Source organism: Anabaena sp. FACHB-1391, from assembly GCF_014696755.1.
Taxonomy (GTDB): Bacteria; Cyanobacteriota; Cyanobacteriia; order Cyanobacteriales; family Nostocaceae; genus Dolichospermum; species Dolichospermum planctonicum.
This window is the reverse complement of the sequence record NZ_JACJQS010000051.1, coordinates 1-23,160: the sequence shown is the minus strand read 5'-3', so window position 1 is coordinate 23,160 and position 23,160 is coordinate 1. Positions and strand designations below refer to the sequence as shown.

Annotated in this window: 24 protein-coding genes and 1 tRNA gene; 9 read left to right on the top strand and 16 right to left on the bottom strand. The window is 39.5% G+C overall.

Annotation, left to right across the window (positions count from 1 at the left end):
- Nucleotides 1–608: 608 nt before the first annotated feature.
- On the top strand, nt 609–2,381 hold the full coding sequence (locus H6F62_RS18775; RefSeq protein ID WP_242026080.1) for a calcium-binding protein: 1,773 nt from the start codon (nt 609–611) through the stop codon (nt 2,379–2,381).
- A gap of 747 nt (nt 2,382–3,128) precedes the next feature.
- Here H6F62_RS18775 and H6F62_RS18770 read toward each other — a convergent pair.
- The 3 genes from H6F62_RS18770 to H6F62_RS18760 form a co-directional block, all read right to left on the bottom strand.
- Nucleotides 3,129–3,677: a thermonuclease family protein gene (locus tag H6F62_RS18770; protein WP_190372697.1), complete on the bottom strand. Its 549-nt coding sequence runs from the start codon at nt 3,675–3,677 to the stop codon at nt 3,129–3,131.
- Nucleotides 3,678–3,691: 14 nt separating this feature from the next.
- Nucleotides 3,692–4,483, bottom strand: a complete 792-nt coding sequence (locus H6F62_RS18765; protein ID WP_137906838.1) for an RNA methyltransferase — start codon at nt 4,481–4,483, stop codon at nt 3,692–3,694.
- Nucleotides 4,484–4,530: 47 nt separating this feature from the next.
- Nucleotides 4,531–4,612, bottom strand: a tRNA-Leu gene (locus H6F62_RS18760).
- 507 nt (nt 4,613–5,119) lie between these two features.
- Here H6F62_RS18760 and murA point away from each other — a divergent pair.
- Together murA and H6F62_RS18750 are read left to right on the top strand one after the other, a co-directional pair.
- On the top strand, nt 5,120–6,466 hold the full coding sequence (gene murA, locus H6F62_RS18755) for a UDP-N-acetylglucosamine 1-carboxyvinyltransferase (RefSeq protein WP_190372700.1): 1,347 nt from the start codon (nt 5,120–5,122) through the stop codon (nt 6,464–6,466).
- Nucleotides 6,467–6,650: 184 nt separating this feature from the next.
- Nucleotides 6,651–7,757, top strand: coding sequence for a Gfo/Idh/MocA family oxidoreductase (locus H6F62_RS18750; RefSeq protein WP_190372699.1), 1,107 nt, complete (start codon nt 6,651–6,653; stop codon nt 7,755–7,757).
- A gap of 188 nt (nt 7,758–7,945) precedes the next feature.
- On the opposite strand, the gene H6F62_RS18745 is transcribed toward H6F62_RS18750, so the two are convergent.
- Nucleotides 7,946–8,797 carry a universal stress protein gene (locus H6F62_RS18745; RefSeq protein WP_137906836.1) on the bottom strand — a complete coding sequence of 284 codons (852 nt, stop codon included), beginning with the start codon at nt 8,795–8,797 and terminating at the stop codon, nt 7,946–7,948.
- A gap of 407 nt (nt 8,798–9,204) precedes the next feature.
- A complete protein-coding gene (locus H6F62_RS18740) occupies nt 9,205–10,143 on the bottom strand; it encodes a glycosyltransferase (RefSeq protein ID WP_190372696.1) in 939 nt (312 codons plus the stop codon).
- Between the two features lie 137 nt (nt 10,144–10,280).
- Between H6F62_RS18740 and H6F62_RS18735 the strand changes: the two genes are divergently transcribed.
- The gene (locus H6F62_RS18735) at nt 10,281–11,480 is read left to right on the top strand and encodes an argininosuccinate synthase (RefSeq protein ID WP_137906834.1); all 1,200 of its coding nucleotides are present in this window, start codon (nt 10,281–10,283) and stop codon (nt 11,478–11,480) included.
- A 105-nt stretch (nt 11,481–11,585) separates the two neighbouring features.
- Here H6F62_RS18735 and H6F62_RS18730 read toward each other — a convergent pair whose 3' ends face one another.
- Nucleotides 11,586–12,215: a DedA family protein gene (locus H6F62_RS18730; RefSeq protein WP_137906833.1), complete on the bottom strand. Its 630-nt coding sequence runs from the start codon at nt 12,213–12,215 to the stop codon at nt 11,586–11,588.
- A gap of 307 nt (nt 12,216–12,522) precedes the next feature.
- Between H6F62_RS18730 and H6F62_RS18725 the strand changes: the two genes are divergently transcribed.
- On the top strand, nt 12,523–12,876 hold the full coding sequence (locus tag H6F62_RS18725) for an STAS domain-containing protein (RefSeq protein WP_137906832.1): 354 nt from the start codon (nt 12,523–12,525) through the stop codon (nt 12,874–12,876).
- Nucleotides 12,877–13,014: 138 nt separating this feature from the next.
- Here the strand turns inward: H6F62_RS18725 and H6F62_RS18720 are convergent, their stop codons facing one another.
- Both H6F62_RS18720 and rpsF read right to left on the bottom strand, forming a co-directional pair.
- Complete coding sequence (locus H6F62_RS18720) at nt 13,015–13,536, bottom strand: Npun_F5560 family protein (protein WP_137906911.1); 522 nt, start codon at nt 13,534–13,536, stop codon at nt 13,015–13,017.
- A 169-nt stretch (nt 13,537–13,705) separates the two neighbouring features.
- The gene (gene rpsF / locus H6F62_RS18715) at nt 13,706–14,029 is read right to left on the bottom strand and encodes a 30S ribosomal protein S6 (RefSeq protein ID WP_137906831.1); all 324 of its coding nucleotides are present in this window, start codon (nt 14,027–14,029) and stop codon (nt 13,706–13,708) included.
- 293 nt (nt 14,030–14,322) lie between these two features.
- Between rpsF and H6F62_RS18710 the strand changes: the two genes are divergently transcribed.
- A complete protein-coding gene (locus tag H6F62_RS18710; protein WP_137906830.1) occupies nt 14,323–15,096 on the top strand; it encodes a fumarylacetoacetate hydrolase family protein in 774 nt (257 codons plus the stop codon).
- Between the two features lie 3 nt (nt 15,097–15,099).
- Here the strand turns inward: H6F62_RS18710 and H6F62_RS18705 are convergent, their stop codons facing one another.
- Both H6F62_RS18705 and H6F62_RS18700 read right to left on the bottom strand, forming a co-directional pair.
- Nucleotides 15,100–15,576 carry a Tic20 family protein gene (locus H6F62_RS18705; RefSeq protein WP_190372695.1) on the bottom strand — a complete coding sequence of 159 codons (477 nt, stop codon included), beginning with the start codon at nt 15,574–15,576 and terminating at the stop codon, nt 15,100–15,102.
- A 79-nt stretch (nt 15,577–15,655) separates the two neighbouring features.
- On the bottom strand, nt 15,656–15,853 hold the full coding sequence (locus H6F62_RS18700) for a hypothetical protein (RefSeq protein ID WP_137906828.1): 198 nt from the start codon (nt 15,851–15,853) through the stop codon (nt 15,656–15,658).
- Between the two features lie 435 nt (nt 15,854–16,288).
- Between H6F62_RS18700 and glyA the strand changes: the two genes are divergently transcribed.
- The gene (gene glyA, locus H6F62_RS18695) at nt 16,289–17,578 is read left to right on the top strand and encodes a serine hydroxymethyltransferase (protein ID WP_190372694.1); all 1,290 of its coding nucleotides are present in this window, start codon (nt 16,289–16,291) and stop codon (nt 17,576–17,578) included.
- 172 nt (nt 17,579–17,750) lie between these two features.
- On the opposite strand, the gene psbM is transcribed toward glyA, so the two are convergent.
- The 4 genes from psbM to tgt all read right to left on the bottom strand — a co-directional run bounded on the left by psbM (nt 17,751) and on the right by tgt (nt 19,919).
- Nucleotides 17,751–17,858, bottom strand: a complete 108-nt coding sequence (gene psbM / locus H6F62_RS18690; RefSeq protein WP_071604776.1) for a photosystem II reaction center protein PsbM — start codon at nt 17,856–17,858, stop codon at nt 17,751–17,753.
- A 217-nt stretch (nt 17,859–18,075) separates the two neighbouring features.
- Nucleotides 18,076–18,372 carry a 2Fe-2S iron-sulfur cluster-binding protein gene (locus tag H6F62_RS18685; RefSeq protein WP_028082439.1) on the bottom strand — a complete coding sequence of 99 codons (297 nt, stop codon included), beginning with the start codon at nt 18,370–18,372 and terminating at the stop codon, nt 18,076–18,078.
- 143 nt (nt 18,373–18,515) lie between these two features.
- A complete protein-coding gene (locus tag H6F62_RS18680; RefSeq protein ID WP_006195022.1) occupies nt 18,516–18,653 on the bottom strand; it encodes a photosystem II reaction center protein K in 138 nt (45 codons plus the stop codon).
- A 129-nt stretch (nt 18,654–18,782) separates the two neighbouring features.
- Nucleotides 18,783–19,919, bottom strand: a complete 1,137-nt coding sequence (gene tgt / locus H6F62_RS18675) for a tRNA guanosine(34) transglycosylase Tgt (RefSeq protein WP_190372693.1) — start codon at nt 19,917–19,919, stop codon at nt 18,783–18,785.
- 195 nt (nt 19,920–20,114) lie between these two features.
- Between tgt and cobS the strand changes: the two genes are divergently transcribed.
- Both cobS and H6F62_RS18665 read left to right on the top strand, forming a co-directional pair.
- On the top strand, nt 20,115–20,888 hold the full coding sequence (gene cobS / locus H6F62_RS18670; protein ID WP_190372692.1) for an adenosylcobinamide-GDP ribazoletransferase: 774 nt from the start codon (nt 20,115–20,117) through the stop codon (nt 20,886–20,888).
- Nucleotides 20,889–20,898: 10 nt separating this feature from the next.
- Entirely contained in the window at nt 20,899–21,450 is a 552-nt protein-coding gene (locus tag H6F62_RS18665; protein ID WP_137906824.1) for a DUF4231 domain-containing protein, read from the top strand.
- A 116-nt stretch (nt 21,451–21,566) separates the two neighbouring features.
- Here H6F62_RS18665 and H6F62_RS18660 read toward each other — a convergent pair whose 3' ends face one another.
- A complete protein-coding gene (locus H6F62_RS18660) occupies nt 21,567–22,310 on the bottom strand; it encodes a hypothetical protein (protein ID WP_190372691.1) in 744 nt (247 codons plus the stop codon).
- Nucleotides 22,311–22,513: 203 nt separating this feature from the next.
- Nucleotides 22,514–23,160 (bottom strand): WD40 repeat domain-containing protein (locus H6F62_RS18655; protein ID WP_190372690.1); only part of this gene is annotated, 647 nt, incomplete at its 5' end.

The window sequence follows — 23,160 nt, the reverse complement described above, 5'->3', positions numbered from 1 at the left end:
AGATAGGGATAATCCTGTATCACGAGCTAAAACTCTTTGGTTAGGGTATCCGTTGTCTGTAACTGCTAATTTTACTTTGGCAATGCAGTCATGACGAACTCTCAGTGATCTTGGCATTGATTTTTGTTAAGTAGTTGTTCACTTAGTTATTCACCTATATGGTGGGATGCTGGTATTTTAGGCAATTACCCATAACTTTAATTGTCTTTTTCCAAGCTAATAGATCAAGTAAGTAAATGTCAACTATGTACTTTACGGCTGATTTATCATCTATCTTGAGATAGATATTTAAACCATATTGGTGTCCGGTCGGTTACAAAGTCAATACAAAGTCTTTAAACCATATTGGTATTAAGGCGATCGCAAAGTCAGTACAAAGTCAGTACAAAGTCAGTACAAAATTGGTATAAAAATCTGTAAAGGTATGATATTATCGAGAAAATAACCATTCACAATACATAGGGTTATCTCCATGGCAATAATTTCATTTTTCAAGAACCTTGGCAACATCTCTATTCCAAACAGCGGGACAAGTAATCCTTATCCTTCAATTATCAATGTTTCTGGAACCAGTGGTAGCTTGACTAAGCTAACAGTCACCCTGGCCCCTGGCCAACCTCAACCATACCTATCCAGATGACATTGATGTGCTTTTAGTAAGTCCAACGGGCGCGAACAGCATCCTGATGTCTGATGCAGGGGATAGTGATGATATAAACAACGTTACTTTGACTTTTGATGCCACTGCCACTTCTAGTCTTCCTGACAGTGCCATTAGCAGTGGTACTTATCGGCCAACTAATTATTATGACGGGGACTTTTTTGACTCTCCTGCCCCCGCAGGACCTCACAATGCAGACTTTTCTGTTTTTAACGGTACTAACCTCAACGGTGAGTGGCGGCTCTACATATTCGATGGTGCCAGTGGTGATGTGGGAAATGTTGCTGGTGGTTGGTTTCTCTCAATTGAAACCGACCCTGGTGATGATAGTAATAACAACCTTCAGGGTACTATAGTTGATGACATAATCACTGGTCTTGGTGGTGATGATACCTTAGTTGGTGGTGCGGGTAACGACACCCTCGATGGTGGTGCGGGTAACGACACCCTCGATGGTGGTGCAGGTGTTGATAGCTTAGTTGGTGGTGCGGGTGTTGATGTCTATATTGTTGATAACACTTATGAAATCATTACTGAAAATGCCAATGACGGTGTAGACACCATTAAAACTAGTGTCACCTACATTCTTAGAGATGCTCTCAACGTAGAAAACCTGACTTTACTAGATGGCGCTATTAACGGTACAGGAAACGCAGCTAATAACGTCATTACGGGTAACTCAGCCGCTAATATCCTCAATGGTGGTGCTGGTAATGATACCCTTATTGGTGGTGCTGGTAATGATACTTATTATGTGGACAATACAGCAGATATCATCACAGAAGTTGATAATGGAGGAAATGATAGTGTTTTGACTGATGCAAATTACGCCCTAAGCGAATCTGTGGAAAACCTGACGTTGCAAGGAACAGCTACTATTAACGGTACAGGGAACGCAGCTAATAACATCATTACAGGTAACTCAGCCGCTAACACCCTCACAGGTAATGCTGGTAATGATACCCTCAATGGTGGTGCTGGTAATGATACCCTCAATGGTGGTGAGGGTGCTGATACCCTCAATGGTGGTACGGGTATTGATAGCCTCATTGGTGGTGCTGGTAATGATATCTATTATGTGGACAATACAGCAGATATCATCACAGAAGTTGATAATGGAGGAAATGATAGTGTTTTGACCAATGCAAATTACGCCTTAAGCAACTCTGTGGAAAACCTGACGTTGCAAGGAACAGCTACTATTAACGGTACAGGAAACGCAGCTAATAACTTCATTACAGGTAACTCAGCCGCTAACACCCTCACAGGTAATGCTGGTAATGATACCCTCAATGGTGGTGCTGGTAATGATATCCTTACCGGAGGAGTTGGAAAAGATACTTTAACTGGAGGGCTGGGAGTAGACCGTTTTGACTACCGCACTTTAGCTGATTCTGTTTTCAGTAACTTTGATGTTATTACCGACTTCAATGCTACTACTGGCAATGATTTATTAGTTGTTTCCACTGTCACCAGCTTCTATGATGCCGGGGCTGTGGCAATATTTAGTACATCTGAAATTGCAAAAAACTTACCTGCTACTGTGTTTACTGCTAACTCTGCGGCTCAATTTACCCTTGGTACTGGTGCTAATATCCGTACTTTTGTCGCTATTAATGACGCTACCGCAGGATTTAATGCCACTACTGATGCAATTATTGAGGTAAGAGGTTTAACTAGTCCTTTAGGACTCAATAACTTTACAACTGCCTTAGTGTAGTTTCTGGTATCCTCGAGGTAAACCACTTTGTAGAGACGTTTCATGAAATGTCTCTACATTAGCTTTAGTTTCTCCTGTAATTGATGGGATATGATCAAGATTCAATTATTAATAACCGCACATTAGACAATTTAAACGATTTGATCATATGGTGCGTTACTAATCGCTAACACACCCGACATACCATAAGTTAACCTATTTGTCAATGGTATATTTGTTCTAATAGTCAAAGTACATGATTTGCTGAATAATTTTTCCCCAATTGACTCTTTCAAACCACTGCTAATTTGTAAAGTTTTGTATATTTTTTCAAAATTGATCTCTGAAAGGACTATAAATAAAGACTTTTATAGATCATCTTTTGAGCAGGGTGTAAAATTGACAATAATAACCCAATTATGAAATTCTCAATAATTCTAGCAAATCGCCGAAAGTATTGCAAGCTCGTTGCTAAATAAAAATAATTCTCAATTAATTGTTAAGAAAATCTAAAGTTGAATTTTCCTAAGTTCTGAATATTAAAAGTATTATCTTATTATGATAAGTTTTAATTATGATTTATTGTGAACTCAGTTATAAGTAGTGATAACGGAAACAAGAAACTCAAAGCAGACTAGGAAAAGAGGATTTTATAGAGATAATTTAGAATTATATATGTTTAAGCCTTTGTAAAGCGATCGCTTTTAATGATTTACAATGATTTACGTGGTTGTATCATTTAAAAATAGGTTTCTACATGAGAGTTATTTACTTATTTGCTTGTCTATAATTCCAAGGATTAACAAATTTGCTATCACCCCAAACGCCAATTCTTTGTTGTCGCGCTTCTGCCTCAGCTTGTTGTAATATATTCTGACTGGGACATTTATTTAAATAGGGATGATATAGTTTAGCTAACCCTTCTTTTAACAATATTTGCTGTAAAAACGTGCCATCTTTTAACCGCACTTCGGCTATTTTTCTACCGTAAGAGTCGCTATCTGTCATATTTAACTTGACACGATTGTCTGTTTGTTTAATTAGTTCCTCTATCCGTGTTTTTGCTTTCACACCCCAAGCAAACTGGTTCACATCTCTGCTAATTTTACTCCTCTTTTCTTTGTGAGAATGGGGTATTTCTGGAGCATCAACACAAGCAAACCGCACGGTCAAATTTTTACCATCTTCACTTTTTAATATCAATGTATCACCATCCCTGACCCGTTCCACCAGATCACCTGCAGCAGCAAACCAGCTATCACAGGCTAGTAAACCAAAAGTCATCATCACCGCACCCAGCCTTAACCTTTGTTTCATAACAATCAGCAGTATCAGTATTCATGGCTATAAATTCTTTGTCTATGAGCTTCATACAACATTAAAGCAGCAGTAATCCCCACATTTAAAGATTCTACCCCAGGACTAAGGGGAATTTTCACCTGAATATCTGCCAAAGCGGCCAAATCTGCTGATAATCCTGCTCCTTCATTACCCAATAATATTAAACTAGGCTTACACCAGTCCACTTGCCAATAAGTCAAATCAGCATTAGGTAATGTGGCTACTACCTGTATTCCTGCTTGCTGACTTTCCTCAACGGTAGCTTTCAAATCTTCACTGACAGTCATGTTTAAACGAAACCATTGACCAGCAGAAGCCCGTAAAACCTTGGGATGATCTAAGTCTACACTATCGGCGCTCAACCATAAACCTGATGCCCCTGCGGCTGCGGCCGTACGAATTATAGTTCCCAAATTACCGGGATCTTGGACGGTTTCCAAAGCCAGAACTAAACCTGTCGGAGAAATTTTTCTTGACTGTGCTTCTCGTGGAGCGATCGCTACTATACCATCAGGATTAACAGTTGTGGCCATTGCTGCTAAAACTTCTGGGCTGACAATTTCTGTGCGATCGCAATGGGTACAAACAGCCTTCCATAATTGAGGATGGTTCATTTCCCATTGAGGAGTACAGCATACCGCATTTAACGGATAACCAACCGCACAAGCTTCCTCTAGTAAATGAGTTCCTTCCAATAAAAATAGCTGCTGTTTATGCCTCTCCTTAGGAGAGTGTAACTTACGAACTTGCTTAACCAGGGAATTTTGTAAACTTGTTAACACAATCTTAGACTTGAGATTTCGGACTTGAGATCAGTCCCAAATTGAGATGCGGAACCCGGGACTTGAACCCGGAAGCCTTGCGGCACTAGAACCTGAATCTAGCGCGTCTGCCAATTCCGCCAGTTCCGCTGACATTCAATTTTATTCATAGACTATCATTATCGCTTAACTGTTGGTATTTGTCAAGAAAAAAATTGGCAGAATAGAAAAATTGACATACTCACCGACCTGAAGGTGCGATGATTCTTGACACTTCACTGGAACACGCCACAAGTGGTCTTATCGTCCCTCCATGTCCGTTTAAAGTCTCCCAATGCCATAAGGCGACTATGACCAAATTTTAACATAAAGCCGTCCTAAAAGCGATGCACTGAGCAGTTCGACAAGCTCACTGTAACACTTGCCGAAGTGGACGGGGCTTGTATCCCAGATTTTTGGTCATCGGAAAAAATTGTCCCTTCCCGCCAATCTCCATTTTTCCAGTTAACTTTGCCGACTGCATGATAAAATCTAACGACCTTATAGCCTTAACTTAGCGAAAAATTTTTCTAGCTTCATCAAGCTGAGGAATTATTAATGTAAAATCAAAACCAACATCAAACCTTTATAATTACGTATTTTTTTGGAGGCAGGCTTATTAATTCTTCTAGCAGCTTACCAGAGGTGAAGTCCTCATTGGCAGTGGACTCCTCAGTCTTGCAAATCTGTGGTGGATATCCTTTGGCAGGTCATGTAAAAATTAGCGGAGCAAAGAATTCCGCACTGGTAATCATGGCCGGAACTTTACTATGTTCCGGTGATTGTCGCATTCGTAACGTTCCTTTGTTAGCGGACGTAGATAGCATGAGACAAGTCTTATCAGCTTTAGGACTACGTTTAAGTAGAGAAGGTGATATTTTAGATATTGATGCTCGTGAAATTACCACATCTAAAGCCCCTTATGAACTTGTTACCCAACTACGAGCCAGCTTTTTTGCCATTGGTCCGATTTTAGCCCGGTTAGGAGTAGCACAGATGCCCTTACCAGGAGGTTGTGCCATTGGTGCTAGACCAGTAGATTTGCACGTTCGGGGACTGCAAGCCATGGGTGCAGAGGTGCAAATTGAACATGGTATTTGTCATGCTCACGTTCCTGGAAATAAGGGCAGATTAAGAGGCGCGAAAATCTACTTAGATACTCCCAGTGTCGGAGCGACGGAAACCTTAATGATGGCTGCTACCTTAGCAGACGGGGAAACTATCTTAGAAAATTCCGCCAGAGAGCCAGAAGTAGTAGATTTAGCCAACTTCTGTAACTCAATGGGTGCAAAAATTCAAGGTGCGGGAACAAGTACAATTACTATAGTTGGTGTGCCTAAATTACACTCTACAGATTATACCATTATTCCTGACCGGATTGAGGCTGGAACATTTTTAATTGCTGGAGCAATTACACGCTCTGAATTGCTTCTATCCCCAGTTGCACCTGAGCATTTAATTCCCGTCATTGCCAAATTACAGGAAATAGGTGTATCAATTGTTGAAGAATGTGAGGATTGTTTACGGATTTTACCCGCTAAAACCCTGAAAGCTATCAATATTGATACCTTGCCTCATCCCGGTTTTCCCACGGATATGCAAGCGCCTTTTATGGCTTTATTAACTTTGGCGGCAGGGGATAGTATTATTAATGAATCAGTGTTTGAAAATCGCTTGCGTCATGCTTCTGAGTTGAACCGTTTGGGGGCAGATATTCGTGTCAAAGGTAACACTGCTTTTGTTCGCGGCGTGCCAATGTTATCGGGCGCACCAGTGATAGGTACGGATTTAAGAGCTTCCGCAGCCTTAGTTTTAGCAGGGTTAGCAGCATCAGGAACAACCACAGTTCAAGGACTGCAACATTTAGATCGGGGGTATGACCGACTTGATATGAAGTTGCAGCAATTAGGAGCAAAAATTATGCGTGTCAATAAAGCATATAAAGATGCAGATTTACCCAATTAAGATACTAATTCTCCAGCCTCAACTGTAGGTGAGAGAATTTTGTATTTACTAACTTAATGGCAATTGTTTTTACCTGTTAATTAAACAGCAGATTAATAACTTTCGCCATTGAGGTTTCTCAAAAGGCAATTATTTGCTACAATTATTGATTAAATAAACTGAAATAAACTTGAAAAAATTCGATATGATTGGGGTAGCAATTGTTGGTACAGGATTTGGTCAAAAAGTACACATTCCCGCATTTCAAGCACATCATAATACTAAAATTGTCGCTGTTTATCATCGAGATATTCATCAAGCTAAAACTATTGCGGAAACTCACAATATCCCCGATGCTAGTGATAATTTAGGAGAAATTCTGGCTTTACCTGCTGTTGAAGCTGTGAGTATTTCTACACCACCATTTTTACACTATGAAATGGCCAAAGAAGTCTTACAAGCTGGTAAACACCTTTTATTAGAAAAACCTGTAACTTTAAATGTCAATGAAGCCAAAGAATTATATCAGTTAGCAAAAAATCAAGGTGTAATTGCTACTGTAGATTTTGAATTTCGGTTTGTTCCCCAATGGCAATTTTTTGCTCAACTCCTAGCTGGAAATTATGTAGGGAATATTCGGTTAATTAAAATTGACTGGTTGGGTTCTTCTCGTGCTGATGTTTCTCGTCCTTGGAATTGGTATTCTAGTCAAGAAAAAGGTGGTGGTGTATTAGGTGCTTTAGGTTCTCATGCTTTTGATTATATTAACTGGTTATTCGGTGCAGTTGGGAAATTAAACGCTCATTTAATGACTGCTATTCCTGAAAGAATTAACCCCGCCACTGGTGAATTACAATTAGTTGATAGTGATGACACTTGTTTATTATCTCTAGAATTGGTTGATGGTACACCTGTCCAAGTCTGTATTAGTGCGGTTATTCATGCACCTAGAACCCATTGGATAGAAGTATATGGAGATAAGGGAACATTGGTTTTAGGTAGCAAAAATCAAAAAGACTATATTCATGGCTTTCAGGTTTGGAGTTCTCAACCGGGTGAACCTTTAAAAGAAATAGCCATTCCCCAGGAATTTCTCTTTCCTCAATATTATCATGATGGGCGGATTTGCGCTTTGTTGCGTGTTGTTGATGAATGGGTAAAAGGAATTACTAACCATGCACAAACTACACCTTCTTTGCAAGCAGGGGTTTATTCCCAATTACTCATGGATTTATCCCACCAATCTCATGATATAGGAAATTGGGTAAATGTGCCAAGTTTAGCAGAGTTTTTGAATGATGAGAAAATATGACATGAACTGGTGGAAGTATGTATTTTCAACAAAATACCACAAACAATGATCAGATATTTTGGGGATTTATGTACAAAAGAACAAAAGTAGGGATAATTCATGAAATTGCCCCTACTAGACAAAAATCAGGTTTATGGCCACTCCAGTCAGGCTAGAAGTTACATCTGAGTTGATAGTCCCTCCAAGGACTAACCAGCAGTTCGCGCCAAAAGAACTGGACAAGTAGCATTAACACGAACATAGTCAGATAAAGACGCGCCTATAAGACGATCTATATCAACAAAACTCTTAGCGATAGATGGTCGACGGTCTGGAGAACCAATTAATAATAAGTCTATATTCAACTCACTAGCCAAACGACAAATTTCTTCCCCCGGTTTACCACTGCTAGTAACACAACGTACTGCTACAGATTGCCTTTCTGCTTCAGCTAAAGCCATTCCCAATACAGAACTTCTTTCTGGTTTAAGATCAGTAATACCTGATAATTTGCCACCTAAATCTGTATTAACATTAGCTAAAATTAATTGTCCACCTACAACACCCCGGAGCAGGAACAAAGCTAAATTTAAACAATTTTTGGCAGACTCAGAATTATCCATTGCCACCATAACGCGCTTAATGTTTTTGACATAAATATCATCTTTCACAAGCAACATGGGACGGGAAGACAATTGAAAAACGTACTGACTAACGGAATTAGATAAAATTGATTGTAACCGCTTCAGTCCTCGTGAACCCATAATAATCAAATCAGCATCCATTTCATCCGCGACTTGACAAACCACATCCTTGGGATCACCTTGACGCAAAATAGAAGAAACTTGGCTGGGATCTAAGTTTAAATACTGAATAGCCTTAGCCAGAATTTTGCCACCTTCTTCCCATTTATCCGTCATGACAGCAGCAGTGCTTTGTGGAGTAACAACGTGAAGAACCGTTACCTTCGCACCTTGAAATGAAGGCATTTCTTTCAAGTTCTTGAGCATTTCTTCTGCGTGTCCCAAACCAGAGACAGCCAACAAAATTTTTTGAATCATTTTTACGTCTTTGTCGTGAGGGTTTTTGTGGTTTTTGCTGCTAGTATTGAGCCGTGGCTGCCCTACGCAAGCTATCAGAGAGTTTTTTTTCTGACGTGCTGAACAACCAAGTTAAGTATTTAGGCATAAATGAACCAATTAGCAGTAAAACTAATACCAACAAGCAAAAGAGTGATCAATATTAAGTTTCTTTACGCCTAATTACGTGAAGTTACAACTAGGTTGCCTATCATTAAGCATACAGCTAATTGTGTCTGATGAAATTAATAAAATATGATATTGGCCAGTAAGCATCTCCAAAAATTAAACAAAAATTAAACAAAAATTAAATATGTGTATTCTAGAATGAATGAACCACGAAGAGGGTAAAAACAGGAAGGAAAGAGGTCTTGGGCTACTGCTTTGATTTATTTACTCTTTATCTCAACATAAGCTGCATAAACACTTTTCACATTATACCAATTTAAGAAAATCCGCGCCACTTCTAAGGCTAGTTGTGGTTTACCCAAATCAATCAACCATTGTAAAAAGGGAGACATAGTTCTTTCATTTACAAGGCCATTTAACGAAAGAATACCCCATAATAAACGATGAAACCAAGTCATTTGAATCATCATTTTTACTTCCCAAGTGGGATGTTTTTGATAAAATAAAACTCCCATTCTGCCCCGTTGAATTTCCTGATCAATTAACTTAGGAATTTGTTGTAAACTAAATGGTGGATGCCAATGATAACCAACAGCTTCGGGACATTTAATTAGTTTTAAACCCAGATTTTTTAACCTGACACCTAATTCTAGATCTTCCCAACCATAGAGTTGAAAACTATGATCAAATAACCCGGCTTTCACTAACCAATGTTTGGGAATAGCGACATTACCCGTAGCAAAGAAAGCAGCGGAAAAATCTGTGATTTTATAAGGCTCTGCGGTGGGATTGGTAAAATTACAAGTATTAATTACAGCACCATAGGTAAAAAAGCTGTCGCTTCCTAATTTCTCTTTTCCTTGTATCAAAGCATTTGTATGAGCTTGGAGGAAATTCGGTAAAACCACTAAATCACTATCAATAAAAATAATTGTATCACCACAGGCTTTTTCTACCCCTAAATTTCGCGCAGCAGCCGGTCCTGCATGATTCTGTTCAAAGCAGCGGACATGAGAAAATTCGTCTTTATGTAATTCTAACCAATTCAAAGTACCATCATTAGAACCATCATCTACCAATACGACTTCATAACCTTCTATGTGATTCTCGTTGCTTAACTGCTGTACTTCTAAAGCGCGGAGACACTTTTCTAAAATTGGTAAGCGATTATAAGTGGGAATAACAATACTCAAAAACACAGTTTTACCTAAAATACTATTGCTTGTATTGAGAATCAGACAAATATAGCAAAGTTACCGTTGCACAAAAAAAATATACGCTAGGTAAGTCAGATATAATAATGACTCATTCTTTGTTTTCCTGAGTGGAGAAATTCATGGGTCGCGCCAAAAAAGTTATTTTAGCATATTCTGGTGGAGTTGATACTTCCGTTTGTATTCCCTACTTAAAGCAAGAGTGGGGAGTAGAAGAGATAATTACCCTAGCAGCAGATTTAGGCCAGGGAGATGAATTAGAACCAGTTCGAGAAAAAGCCCTGAAATCAGGTGCAAGTGAGTCTTTAGTAGCGGATGTTAAGGATATCTTTGTTAAAGATTACGCATTTCCGTCAATTCAAGCTAACGCCCTCTATGAAAACCGCTATCCTTTAGGAACAGCCCTGGCTCGTCCTTTGATTGCTAAGATATTGGTAGAAGCGGCTGCTAAATATGGCGCAGATGCGATCGCTCACGGTTGTACGGGCAAAGGCAACGACCAAGTACGTTTTGACGTTTCCTGTGCAGCCCTCAACCCTAACTTGAAGATATTAGCACCAGCCAGGGAATGGGGTATGAGTCGAGAGCAAACCATTGCTTATGGTGAGAAGTTTGGTATTCCCGCACCAGTGAAAAAATCCTCTCCCTTCAGTATAGATAAAAACTTACTTGGTCGCAGTATTGAAGCTGGTACATTAGAAGACCCAGCAAACGAACCACCGGAAGAAATCTACGAAATGACCAAAGCCATAGCTGATACTCCCAACGAGCCGGAATATCTAGAAATTGGCTTCCAAAAAGGACTTCCTACCACCATTAACGGGACAGCGAAAAACCCGGTTGAGCTAATTGAACAACTCAATAAAATCGTGGGAAATCATGGTATTGGTCGCATTGACATGATTGAAAACCGCTTAGTCGGGATTAAATCACGGGAAATTTACGAATCACCAGCAATGGTAGTTTTAATTAATGCTCACCGTGACTTAGAAAGTCTCACTTTAACAGCAGATGTCACCCAATACAAGCGAGGCATAGAAGAAACCTACACTAAACTAGTATATAACGGACTTTGGTATAGTCCTCTCAAAGCTGCTTTAGATGCTTTTATTCAACAAACACAAGAAAGAGTTTCTGGTGTAGTGCGGTTAAAGCTATTTAAAGGTAATGCCATAATTGTGGGGCGTTGGAGCGATAATACACTATATACCCCTGATTTAGCAACTTATGGCGCTGAAGATCAATTTGATCACAAAGCTGCGGAAGGTTTTATTTACGTTTGGGGTTTACCTACCCGCATTTGGGCGCAAGGTAATAAGTAGTAACATATAGTGTGTAGGGTGTAGGGAATAATTAACTATTTTACTCATCACCAATTTAGTATAGTCAAGCAGGTAAAATACCTGCTTAACCTGACCATTAATCCTTTACTCTTCCGTTTGCTGCTTCACTTCGCGGGACTCCAACCAAATTGGGACAATAATCACAGCAATTAGGATAAGTAACGCCAAAATTGCAAATTTACTTACCCAGGCCACCAATTGTTCTAGAGAAATAATTCTCCCCGCAAAAAAAGCTAAAGTCACCATGACACCACCCCACGCAGTCGCCCCAGCTACATTATAAATGAGGAATTTACCAAAGGGCATTTCTGCTATACCTGCCAGTGGTGAAGCAAAAATTCGCAATAAGGCAAAAAATCGCCCAAAAAATACAGCTTTAGCCGCGTTTTCCGTAAATTGCTCCTTAATACTCAACAGTCGTACCTCTGAAATGCGGAAAATCTTCCCAGCTTGTAGCAGAAAAGGCCAACCACCCACTCTACCTATCCAATAGCCGCAATTACCACCAATTACAGCCCCTCCAACCGCATTACCAAGAACCAGCCAATAATTTAATTCATTGCTACCAGCCAAAAAACCACCAACAATGGTTACGGTTTCCCCAGGGAGAGGAATACCCAAATTTTCTAGCAATATTCCCAAAAAAATCGCTAAATAACCATAATTATGAGCAATTTCTTGGATGTTTTCTAGTGAAATTAGCTCAAAAGACATCCGCTACCACCGAGTTTACAAATTTTTACCAATACCATATCTTTGCTTGTTTTTGGTGAGAGTGTCAAACTATTTAAATCAAATTATTTAAATAATGATAAGTTTGTTACCGAAATTAGGAAAAAATTATGCTTATACTAGAAAAACATATCAACAAATTATACGATATAAATACTGAGAAAATTTTCTCGACCGCGTTGCTGTTAATGCACATAAATTTGCGAAAATGGTCATTTTGCGGTTGAATTATAAACAGTATTAATGTCAGTCTTCTCTCTCATAGTCTTTCAAATACTCGGTTAAATTTATGACTCTTACACAAGAACGCCAAGTGATTTTGTTCAAACCCCAAGGTAGTATAGACCTAGACAGTGGTATGAACTTGAGTGAACAGATGGACCAAATTAAACCTCAAGTCCATCAACTTTGGGTTATAGATTTAGCAGATGTAGATTTTATGGATAGTTCTGGATTAGTTCCCCTTGTCAAAGGTCTGACCACGGCGCGTCAAAGTGGTTGTCGGTTAGTTCTTTGCAATGTCAAAGCCCCTGTGAAGTTGATTTTGGAACTTACCCAACTTGATTCAGTATTTGAAATTTTCCCAAGTTATGAAGATATTTTTACTCCTGTTGAAGATCAGCAGCTATTATTAGCCAGCTAATTTTTAGGATTTCCCTCATCAATACTTATAAACCGCAGTATCCAAAATTATAAATACTGCGGCATAAAAGTTTTGACGAGGAAAATACAGGCACAAATTTTAGGTGTTTTGAGGAGCAGATATATTATCTGTTACAATTTATAAACGAGGAAAAGTAGGTAAATCAATACCACCATGATTTGTGTGGCGGTTTTTCAGTGCTAAACGATAACTCACACTTTGCAATTCGGCTTGTAATTGGCGATTTTCCTTTTGTAATATGACTACCTGATCCCGCACTGGTTTTATGCGTTCCTCAAACTTACGGCGGTAAATTTGGGGTAATTCCTCTATTACCTGCTCTAACATTTTACTTTGATCAGTTAGCTTTTGCACTGACTGTCGTAGTTGATAAATTTCGGTATCACGAGTCCTAATTTCCTCTTCGTAGCATCTCACCTGCTCTTCCACAGATTGCAGTTGATCTCTTAGCACCTGCAATTGACTCAAGTCTATTCCTGGTTCGGATTGTGGTGGTGTAAAATTAATGTTACCCTTAACTAGCCCCAATAGTTCTTGAGATAACTGCTCTACTAATTGATCTCGCAGTTGTAACTCTTCCCGCAACCGGGATATTTCGGTAGACAGTTCTGGAATGTTTGGTATATCAGATTGGCTCACAGTCACTTATACCTCTTATGTATAACTGTGATATTAACATTCACGTTGTCTAAAAAGACCCTTCTTTTCCAGTTTACTGAAACTACCAAAATATATCTATCTTTTCACCCCATCACCTACTGAATAGGTAGGTGAACGGCTGATACTTTTCACCTAAAAAATGTTGTTATTAGGCTGCTGCTTCTGCTTCTACTTTCTGCTTGGGAACTTCTTGTTTAACTGTCATATAGCGAATTACTTCTTCGCTTAATCTCATAGCGCGTTCCATAATAGCGATCGCAGTTCCAGGTCCTGTATAATTCATTTGCACATAAACGCCATCACGATGCTTTTTAATTTCATAAGCCAGACGACGTTTACCACGGTTTTGAATTTCAATATTCTCAGCACCGTTTTCCCGAATCAAGTTTTCATATTTGGCAATTTGTTGTACTATTTGCTCATCTCCCAAATCAGGACGCAGAATGTACATCGTTTCGTAAACTGTGGTCATATTCGTTAATTCACCTTTTGGACAAAATGGCTGAAGAAGTGTTAATTCATACAAATATTGCTGTTAGCGATACTTTTATTGATCAACGTCTCAAACAACAAGGAATTTTGACAATTTTTTAGCTATTCCATGTTAGCACAATTTTCCCCAGTATTCCTTTCCTGCTAAACTTTATTTTTGGAGTAAATTTAGGAGGTTTTCCGTATTTATCTTATAATATAACCAGTTTTCAATGACAATCATTAGTCAAATCCTGGTTTAATAAAGCATATTTAAGGATATTTATTCAGGTTATGGCGCAGCGATATGTGCGAGTTCAAAGTCAAGAAGGTAAAATTTATTATGGGTTGCTCCAGTTATCCCAGAACGTGGAAGTCCTAGACGCTCCACCCTGGTTGCATGGTAAACCTATGGATTTAACCCTAGAAGCCAATTGTTATACAATTCTAGCTCCCTGCGCGCCAACAAAAATTGTCGCCGTGGGCAGGAATTATGTTGATCACGCAGCGGAAATGGGAACATCAGTACCCGCTGAACCGCTTATATTTTTGAAACCGCCTACATCTGTAATTGCGTCAGATAGAGAAATTAAATATCCCCACCAATCTCAAAGGGTGGATTATGAAGGAGAGTTGGCCCTTGTGATTGGCGATCGCACAACTAATTGTACCCCAGACCAAGCCCAAAGTAAAATCTGGGGTTACACCATTGCCAATGATGTCACAGCCAGGGATTTACAACAAAAAGACCACCAATGGACAAGAGCTAAAGGTTTTGATACTTTTTGTCCTCTAGGTCCTTGGATTGTCCGAGAATTAAACCCAGGAGCTAAATTACAGACTTTTTTGAATGATCATCCCCATCCCGTCCAATCTGCTTGTATTGATCAAATGGTATTTTCCCCAGATTTTTTGGTGTCTTATATCAGTCAAGTGATGACTTTATTACCTGGTGATATAGTATTAACTGGTACGCCTATGGGAGTAGGGTCTTTGCAAATAGGCGATCGCATCTGTATAGAAATAGAAGGTATTGGTCGCCTAGAAAACACAGTTATCCGCAGTTAATCTTTAGCGTACCTGCATATAAACAGCATCGGAAATCGCCGGAATTTCCGCATACTTGCCCATTAATGACTGAGCAACGGAATAAACAACCGCTGCTACTATTCCCATAAAAATGGTTGTATAGAGTGTTTGCATAGCAAATCCACTACCAGGAACTAATTTGACAATATCAGTCAAAATGTCACATAAAAAGATCACAATATCTAAAATAATAGCTTGCATGGTATTGAAACGAATAAAATGACTAAGTTTCTCGTTTCTCACCACTAAAAGCCACAAGGCAAAGAAAATAATGATTTCTGCATAGCGAACACCATAGTAAATTCTTAACAGAGGTAAAAGCGGTAAAAATATCCGTCCCAGCAGTGGAAAATCACTCAGAAAGAACTGACCGAAGGCAAACACCTCAATTAAAGGCAATAAATAAGGTAAACAAGCGAAAATTCGATCAGGGAAAGTTGTAGACCCGCGCCAAGACATTTTATATTCTCCTATGAATAAATTTCAACAGCTATTGAGCTTAGGATAACGCAGATGCTTGATCTTGATAACAATCCAATCATTCTATATTGGCAACCCGAAAACCCATCATACACTCATATTGATCTGGCTGTTGTTGGGTAAAATTATTAATTGCTTGACCACAGCGCAGTTTTCCCCCACTCCAGCGAGGTTGTCCCTTACCATTTGCCAATAAACAAGACTGACAAACTGTTTCTGGGCTAAGGATTTGATTATCGGTGAAAATAACTAACATCTAAATCCCTTTTTGTTATAATTAGGAAAAATTTATATGAATGATTTAGGAAATGATTGAGGAAAAAATTCTGGCAACCTGAGAAGGCTGCTAAATGTACTTGATTTGATTGTATCTTAGATGTGTGAAATTTATGTTAAATTGAGTACCAAAAAATACATAAATTTAGATCACCACATTTACTAAAATCAATAATTCCTATATGATCACATTTCTAGTTCTCTAAATATTTTCAGCCTAAATTCTGATTATAGACAGGTTGCCCAGTAACTTTGCTGTACTGCATTTAATTTGTATGATTCTAGTGGGCAAGATGCCCGCACCACAACATCTAGCCAGATAAGGATGATCAAATTTAGAGGCGTAACAGCTTAGGTTTAACCGTGATTTCGATTTTCGTCAAATTCCATAACAAATTCCCTAAGGATAATCAAAGTGACCAAAACTAACTCAGACCTCTTAAAAAACTCCGACCCTATCATTAACGAACTAATTAATCAAGAACTACAGCGACAACGTGATCACTTAGAATTAATTGCCAGTGAAAACTTCACCTCCGCTGCTGTTTTAGCTGCCCAAGGTTCAGTATTAACCAATAAATACGCAGAAGGACTCCCAGGTAAACGTTATTATGGTGGTTGCGAATTTGTTGACAAAATTGAACAAATAGCCATTGACCGAGCTAAACTGTTATTTGGTGCTGCCCATGCCAATGTCCAACCTCACTCTGGGGCGCAAGCTAATTTTGCCGTTTTTCTGACATTGTTAAAACCGGGAGACACAATTATGGGTATGGACTTGTCTCACGGGGGACATCTTACCCACGGTTCACCCGTGAATGTTTCTGGTAAATGGTTTGAAGTTCGTCATTATGGCGTAAGTAAAGAAACCGAACAATTAGACTATGATCAAATTCGGGATTTAGCTATTAAAGAACGGCCTAAACTGTTAATTTGTGGTTATTCAGCCTATCCCCGGATTATTGACTTTGCAAAATTCCGCAGTATTGCTGATGAAGTTGGCGCTTATTTACTCGCTGATATTGCTCATATTGCGGGTTTAGTCGCTACAGGCCATCATCCTAACCCCCTACCTTATTGTGATGTCGTCACCACCACAACCCATAAAACCTTACGTGGACCCCGTGGCGGCTTGATTTTGACTCGTGATCCAGAATTGGGAGAAAAGCTGGATAAATCAGTTTTCCCAGGAACTCAAGGGGGACCTTTAGAACACGTCATTGCTGGTAAAGCCGTAGCATTTGGTGAAGCTCTTAAACCTGAGTTTACACAATATTCTGCCCAAGTAGTTGAAAACGCCCGCGCTTTAGCTACCCAACTGCAAAACAGAGGCTTTAAGTTAGTATCTGATGGCACAGATAATCATTTAATGTTAGTAGATTTACGTTGTATTGACATGACTGGTAAAAAAGGAGATCAGCTAGTCAGCAGCGTGAATATCACCGCCAACAAGAATACAGTTCCCTTTGATACTAAATCACCTTTTGTTACCAGTGGTTTAAGATTAGGTTCTCCCGCCATGACTACCAGGGGTTTAGGTGTGGCAGAATTTACCGAAATTGGTAATATTATTGCAGATCGGTTACTTTCTCCAGATTCAGAAATAGTAACTGCGGATTGTTTAAGACGAGTCGCGGCCTTGTGCGATCGCTTTCCATTATATCCTCACATAGAAATTCCTGTACCAGTTTCTGTGAGTAGATAATGAGTATTCCCAGTCTGAGACTGGGAACGAAATTTTCAAAGGGCGGTTGAGGGAAGTTGAAACTAATTGAAACTAATTGAAACTAATTTATGGCTAGGTCACCCAAGCCATTAGGTTCTGACCCACCCTACCCAATGTAACTGGCAATTTACTGACGTTAACCGTTAACTAGTTAATTGCCTTCACGGCTTCCAGTTTGGATGTAAAGCATGATTAAAAAAACAGCAGGTACTAGTACGAACAAAATGCTCGCTATGAAACCCAAATCATTAACTTGCATAGGAAAATAGCCTTTTGTGTAATTTTTCTATTCAACTACTCTACAATAGCATCACAGATGACAAAGTGAAGCCAATTTTCTTAAACTCAAATAGACAACCGGGGACTAGAATCTCCAGCTAAACAACTAAAATCCGCAGACCTGGAACAAATAAAAATTAAAACCCACATAAGTGGGCTGTTTTTATATATAAACGTTTGCTAACTACCGATTTAACTTAGGGTTTGGTGATGACGCTAACAGGTCCATTAACTAGCGTTTGACAAGCTAGACGATAATTATCAGGCTTATTTTTGAATTTGCGGTTTTCTAAATCTGTGCGGGGAGAAAGGTTTTCTAGTCCTTCGGTAATTTGGACAACACAAGTAGTACATTGTCCCGCACCACCGCAATTAGTGATTTTACTGAGAAATGTATAAATATCAATCCCATTTTCTACGGCTTTGAGTCGGAGATTAGCGCCGTTTGCGGCCACTATTTCTTTATTCTCTTTGACAAATTTGATGTTTCCCATAGTGTATTCCTGGTGATTTAGTATGCGACTGGATTAATTATATTGATTTATTGCAAAATATTAAGAAATATTAATTTCATGCAAAAAAACAAAAAAATAGGACAGGTGTGCATTACCTGTCCAGAAAATTGCAGATGGGTAAGTTATCTGAAACCGACTGCTGCTTGCCAAACAAATGCAAGTAACAAGAAGAAAACGGGAATAACAGGTAAAACATCTACCAAGGGGTCGAAGATTTGGTAAGCTTCAGGCAGTTTTGCTAGTAATAGTGCTGCTTCCATGTTTGTTTAAATCCACCTAATAATCAAATACAGCTTTTATATGCGATACACATTTTAACATGGTTTGGTAATCCGATTTTGGATTTTAGATTTTAGATTTTGGATTGATTACAGAATTTATGATCATGATTAGTCCTCAGTTTTTTCTAAATCAATAGCATCATGTTGCAACCAATGACCAAAATCTGTTATAAAGCGATCGCTTAATATTGAAGCTCGAATCTTTTGAGTAAAGCGAATCAATTCAGTGATGTTATGAATAGTCAACAAAGTATAAGCTAATATTTCCTGCGATCGCACCAAATGAGATATATAAGCACGACTGAAATTTTCACAAGTGTAACAAGGGCAATTTGTATCCAGTGGGGTAAAATCTTCACGAAACTTAGCGTTTTTCAGATTCCAACGTTCACCGTCGACAATAGCTGTACCATGTCTAGCCCATCTAGTAGGAATCACACAATCAAATAAATCTACCCCAGAAGCGATCGCAATTGCCATTTCTCGATAAGTTCCCACACCCATTAAATAACGGGGTTTATTCACAGGTAACAACGGGGCTGTAGTTTGGACAATTTGCGCCATTAAATCCGTAGGTTCACCCACACTGACACCACCAATGGCATATCCAGGCATATCCAACTGCGCCAATTCCGCAGCAGCACGGGCGCGTAAATCTAAATATACTCCCCCTTGGACAATGGGAAACAATGCCTGATCCTGGCGTTGATGGGCTGATATAGAGCGTTTTAGCCAGCGATAGGTACGGTCAGTAGCGGCTTCCACTTCCTGACGAGTAGCCGGATAAGGGGGACATTCATCAAAAGCCATGATCACATCCGCCCCCAGAATATTCTGAATTTCAATAGAGCGTTCTGGGGTTAATTTAATCATTTGCCCATCATGAGGCGAGCGAAAAGTTACACCTTCTTCCGTAATTTTCCGCATCTCGCTCAAACTAAAAACCTGAAATCCACCGGAGTCCGTGAGCATGGGACCTGGCCAACCCATAAACTTATGTAACCCACCACCACCCGCAACAATAGCCTCTCCCGGCTGGAGATGTAAATGATAGGTATTAGCCAAAACCATTTGCGCTCCCGTTGCGGCCAATTGGGCAGGGGTGATAGTTTTCACATTAGCTAATGTTCCCACAGGCATAAACCTGGGCGTTTCTACTGGTCCGTGGGGAGTAGAAAATATTCCAGCCCTGGCTTTGGTCTGGCTACAGGTAGCGAGACATTCAAAAGAAAAATTGGCACTCAAGACAAAAATACGGTTTCGCTAAATTTATCCACCAACTTAACATTTTCTCGACTACTTGATGCAGTTTGTGGGGTTTTTGTCAATAAAATCAAATTGAGAAGCCACGTCTGGTCATCTGTGATAAATTATCTGTCTGGGAGTAATTGATGATCAGAACATTTATCAAACTTAATACTCATCAATAATTCAAGTGTTTTGGCTAAGATATTACGCTGGTGGCAACAGCAATTCTTAAATTTAGTTGCGGCTGTCATTTTCTATACCGCTATTCCCCTACCTAATGTGCAAAATTTAAACTTCCAAAAGGTTGCTTGTTTCGCGCCAGTAATTGGGTTAATGATTGGTGGTATTTTAGGTGGGTTAGATGTAGGTATGAATTATTTGGGTATTCCCATGCTAACCCGTAATGCTTTGGTAGTGGGTGCATGGATAGCAATTACCGGAGGATTACATTTAGATGGAGCAATGGATACAGCGGATGGTTTAGCAGTGGGTGATCCTCAACGGCGGTTACAGGTCATGATGGATAGTGCTACCGGTGCATTTGGGGCAATTTCCGCTATAATGATTATTATTTTGAAAATAACTGCTTTAACAGATATAGCTGAAAACCATTATTTAGTCTTCATGGCTGCTTGTGGGTGGGGACGTTGGGGACAACAAATAGCTATTTGTCAATATCCTTATCTGAAGCCTACTGGTAAGGGTGCATTTCATAAACAAGCCATTCGTTCTTATTTTGATTTATTTCCCAGTTGGTTTTTGTTAATTGGTTTAAGTGGTGTTGTTTGGGTAATCAATCCCCATAATTTAGTTTTAGCTGTGGGGATGGTTTTATCTGGGAGTGTGATTTCTGTTGTTACCCCAGCTTGGTTTAATTATAAGTTAGGTGGACATACAGGAGATACTTATGGGGCCGTGGTGGAGTGGACTGAGGCTTTATTTTTGTGTGTAATTACTACTATTTAAGGAGTGAGTTGTGGCAAAAAAAGATTCTTATTCCCAATTATTAAAACAAGAGTTTATTAATTTATTTGAGACTCTGGAACTTAATGATAGACAAAAGCATTATCTAAAGTCTCGCTGGTTAGACCAGATTTTGTGGATGGAAGGACGGGCTAATGATGCCCGTCAACGCTATTATCAACTGCGATTAACAACAATTATTGGAGGTGTAATTGTTCCCATATTAATAAGTTTAAATATTAATAATAAAGCCCTAGATTCATATCTGAAAGGTTTTACAATTGCCTTATCGGGAATGGTAGCTATCAGTTCCTCGGTTGAGGAGTTTTTTCATTATGGAGAACGTTGGCGACACTATCGGCGGACAACGGAAATTCTCAAAGGAGAAGGTTGGGAATTGATGGAACTCAGCGGTTCCTATGCCAGTTACAAAACTCATGAGGAGGCTTTTAAAAATTTTGCCGCGAATGTGGAAAATATCATTCAGAGTGATGTAGAAGTTTATCTCACCAAAGTCACCCAAGAAACTAAAAAGCAAAAAGAAGAAAAAAAGCCGGAAGTGTAGAAGGTTTAATTATTAGACATCTCCTAGAAAGTAGAAACGTTCCATGGAACGTCTCTACAAGGGTTCTAGAAAACGCATATTTAATTCTCGGATATGTATATTCATTAATGTCTTAATCACTTTGTCAACTGCTGTCTCAATAGCTTCGCTAATTCTGACATTGGTTGTGATAGATCAAATAATAACAGATTACTTTGCCCTGCCACCTCTGCGACCTTTTCCCGTGCTTCAGACTCTGGATGGTTTCTGGCAAAAGCAATTTCGTCCGCAAGCCGACCGCTACCAGCAATTACAACTATTGTCCGACCAACTTTTAAATTTTGCATCACATCTACTAAAGCAATCTCCCCCCCATTGATTAGTAATGTTACTGATGGTGCTTCCTTAGCAAGTAAACTTGCTACTCTGGCCTGCCAAGGGGACTCATCACCCCAATTAAAACCAGGAACTAAGACAAAATGACTATGGTGAGGTTCTAAGGCTTCTGTATTGGAAGATGTGGGGACTGCATTAGGTAATGTTACTGTCCCCACTGCTGCGACACCAATTAAAGAAAATGTCCCATTGATATCCCTACGAGCCTGACCCATCATTTTCATTACACCAGCATTAGTACCGCCGTCAACAACATCAGCATTCAACTCTTCAACTAGGGGAGCTATGATTTCTACAAACAACAAACGGAGACGGACTAGGTCAGCTTCACTCACCTTACTTGCACCACCTACTAATACTAGCAAAGGACGGGAACCTTGAAAGCCGAGGTCATGGAGGGCAGTGGGCAAATTTACAAAGTCATCAACTTGAACCGCGTCTGCTGTTTGTCCGCTTGGGAAGGAAAGACTGAAAGACTTTTTCATAAATAAATTGAATTAAAAAAACTGGCTCTACCGTTCCCTTTATGTAAAATAATATTTATTGTAGCTTGGGTTGAGGGACGAAACCCAACACCCCTTGCTATCCTACCCCTAATGTTGGGTTTGGTCTTCGTTCTACCCAACCTACAAAAATTAAATTCATATTCTTCTCCATAAGGGAAGCGGTAGAACCAAAAAACTTTACTTTACTTTTGAGTACCAATGCCGTTGCATAAATTTCTATCACTTTTGCTAACTGTAAGATTATTTTGTAAATAGTTTCGTATCCAATCGCAATTACGAACCATTAAAGAGTCTAAATTTAGATTCCAGAAATCTCGATTCCACAGTTTGATTGTCTGGTCACCACTACCAGAAGCCAAAGTCCTGCCGTCTGGGCTAAAACTGACGCTGAAGACCCAATTACTATGCCCAGTGAGGGTGCGAATTTCCTTACCTGTGTCTAGATTCCACAGTTTGATTGTCTTGTCATCACTACCAGAAGCTAAAGTCTTGCCGTCCGGGCTAAAACTGACGCTGTAGACCCAATTACTATGCCCAGAGAGGGTGCGAATTTCCTTACCTGTGTCTAGATTCCACAGTTTAATTGTCTGGTCACCACTACCAGAAGCTAAAGTCTTGCCGTCCGGGCTAAAACTGACGCTCCAGACAGTATCAGTATGCCCAGAGAGGGTGCGAATTTCCTTACCTGTGTCTAGATTCCACAGTTTAATTGTCTTGTCACCACTACCAGAAGCCAAAGTCCTGCCGTCTGGGCTAAAACTGACGCTGAAGACCCAATTACTATGCCCAGTGAGGGTGCGAATTTCCTTACCTGTGTCTAGATTCCACA

Excerpts from the sequence above, each read along its gene's own strand:
- H6F62_RS18730 (WP_137906833.1), bottom strand. The coding sequence starts at position 12,215 with ATGTCTTTTGAGCTAATTTCACTAGAAAACATCCAAGAAATTGCTCAT.
- H6F62_RS18770 (WP_190372697.1), bottom strand. The coding sequence starts at position 3,677 with ATGAAACAAAGGTTAAGGCTGGGTGCGGTGATGATGACTTTTGGTTTA.
- H6F62_RS18660 (WP_190372691.1), bottom strand. The coding sequence starts at position 22,310 with ATGAAAAAGTCTTTCAGTCTTTCCTTCCCAAGCGGACAAACAGCAGAC.
- H6F62_RS18710 (WP_137906830.1), top strand. The coding sequence starts at position 14,323 with ATGGCGCAGCGATATGTGCGAGTTCAAAGTCAAGAAGGTAAAATTTAT.
- psbM (WP_071604776.1), bottom strand. The coding sequence starts at position 17,858 with ATGCAAGTTAATGATTTGGGTTTCATAGCGAGCATTTTGTTCGTACTA.
- H6F62_RS18685 (WP_028082439.1), bottom strand. The coding sequence starts at position 18,372 with ATGGGAAACATCAAATTTGTCAAAGAGAATAAAGAAATAGTGGCCGCA.
- rpsF (WP_137906831.1), bottom strand. The coding sequence starts at position 14,029 with ATGACCACAGTTTACGAAACGATGTACATTCTGCGTCCTGATTTGGGA.
- H6F62_RS18700 (WP_137906828.1), bottom strand. The coding sequence starts at position 15,853 with ATGTTAGTTATTTTCACCGATAATCAAATCCTTAGCCCAGAAACAGTT.
- H6F62_RS18680 (WP_006195022.1), bottom strand. The coding sequence starts at position 18,653 with ATGGAAGCAGCACTATTACTAGCAAAACTGCCTGAAGCTTACCAAATC.
- H6F62_RS18725 (WP_137906832.1), top strand. The coding sequence starts at position 12,523 with ATGACTCTTACACAAGAACGCCAAGTGATTTTGTTCAAACCCCAAGGT.
- H6F62_RS18735 (WP_137906834.1), top strand. The coding sequence starts at position 10,281 with ATGGGTCGCGCCAAAAAAGTTATTTTAGCATATTCTGGTGGAGTTGAT.
- H6F62_RS18750 (WP_190372699.1), top strand. The coding sequence starts at position 6,651 with ATGATTGGGGTAGCAATTGTTGGTACAGGATTTGGTCAAAAAGTACAC.
- H6F62_RS18745 (WP_137906836.1), bottom strand. The coding sequence starts at position 8,797 with ATGATTCAAAAAATTTTGTTGGCTGTCTCTGGTTTGGGACACGCAGAA.
- H6F62_RS18705 (WP_190372695.1), bottom strand. The coding sequence starts at position 15,576 with ATGTCTTGGCGCGGGTCTACAACTTTCCCTGATCGAATTTTCGCTTGT.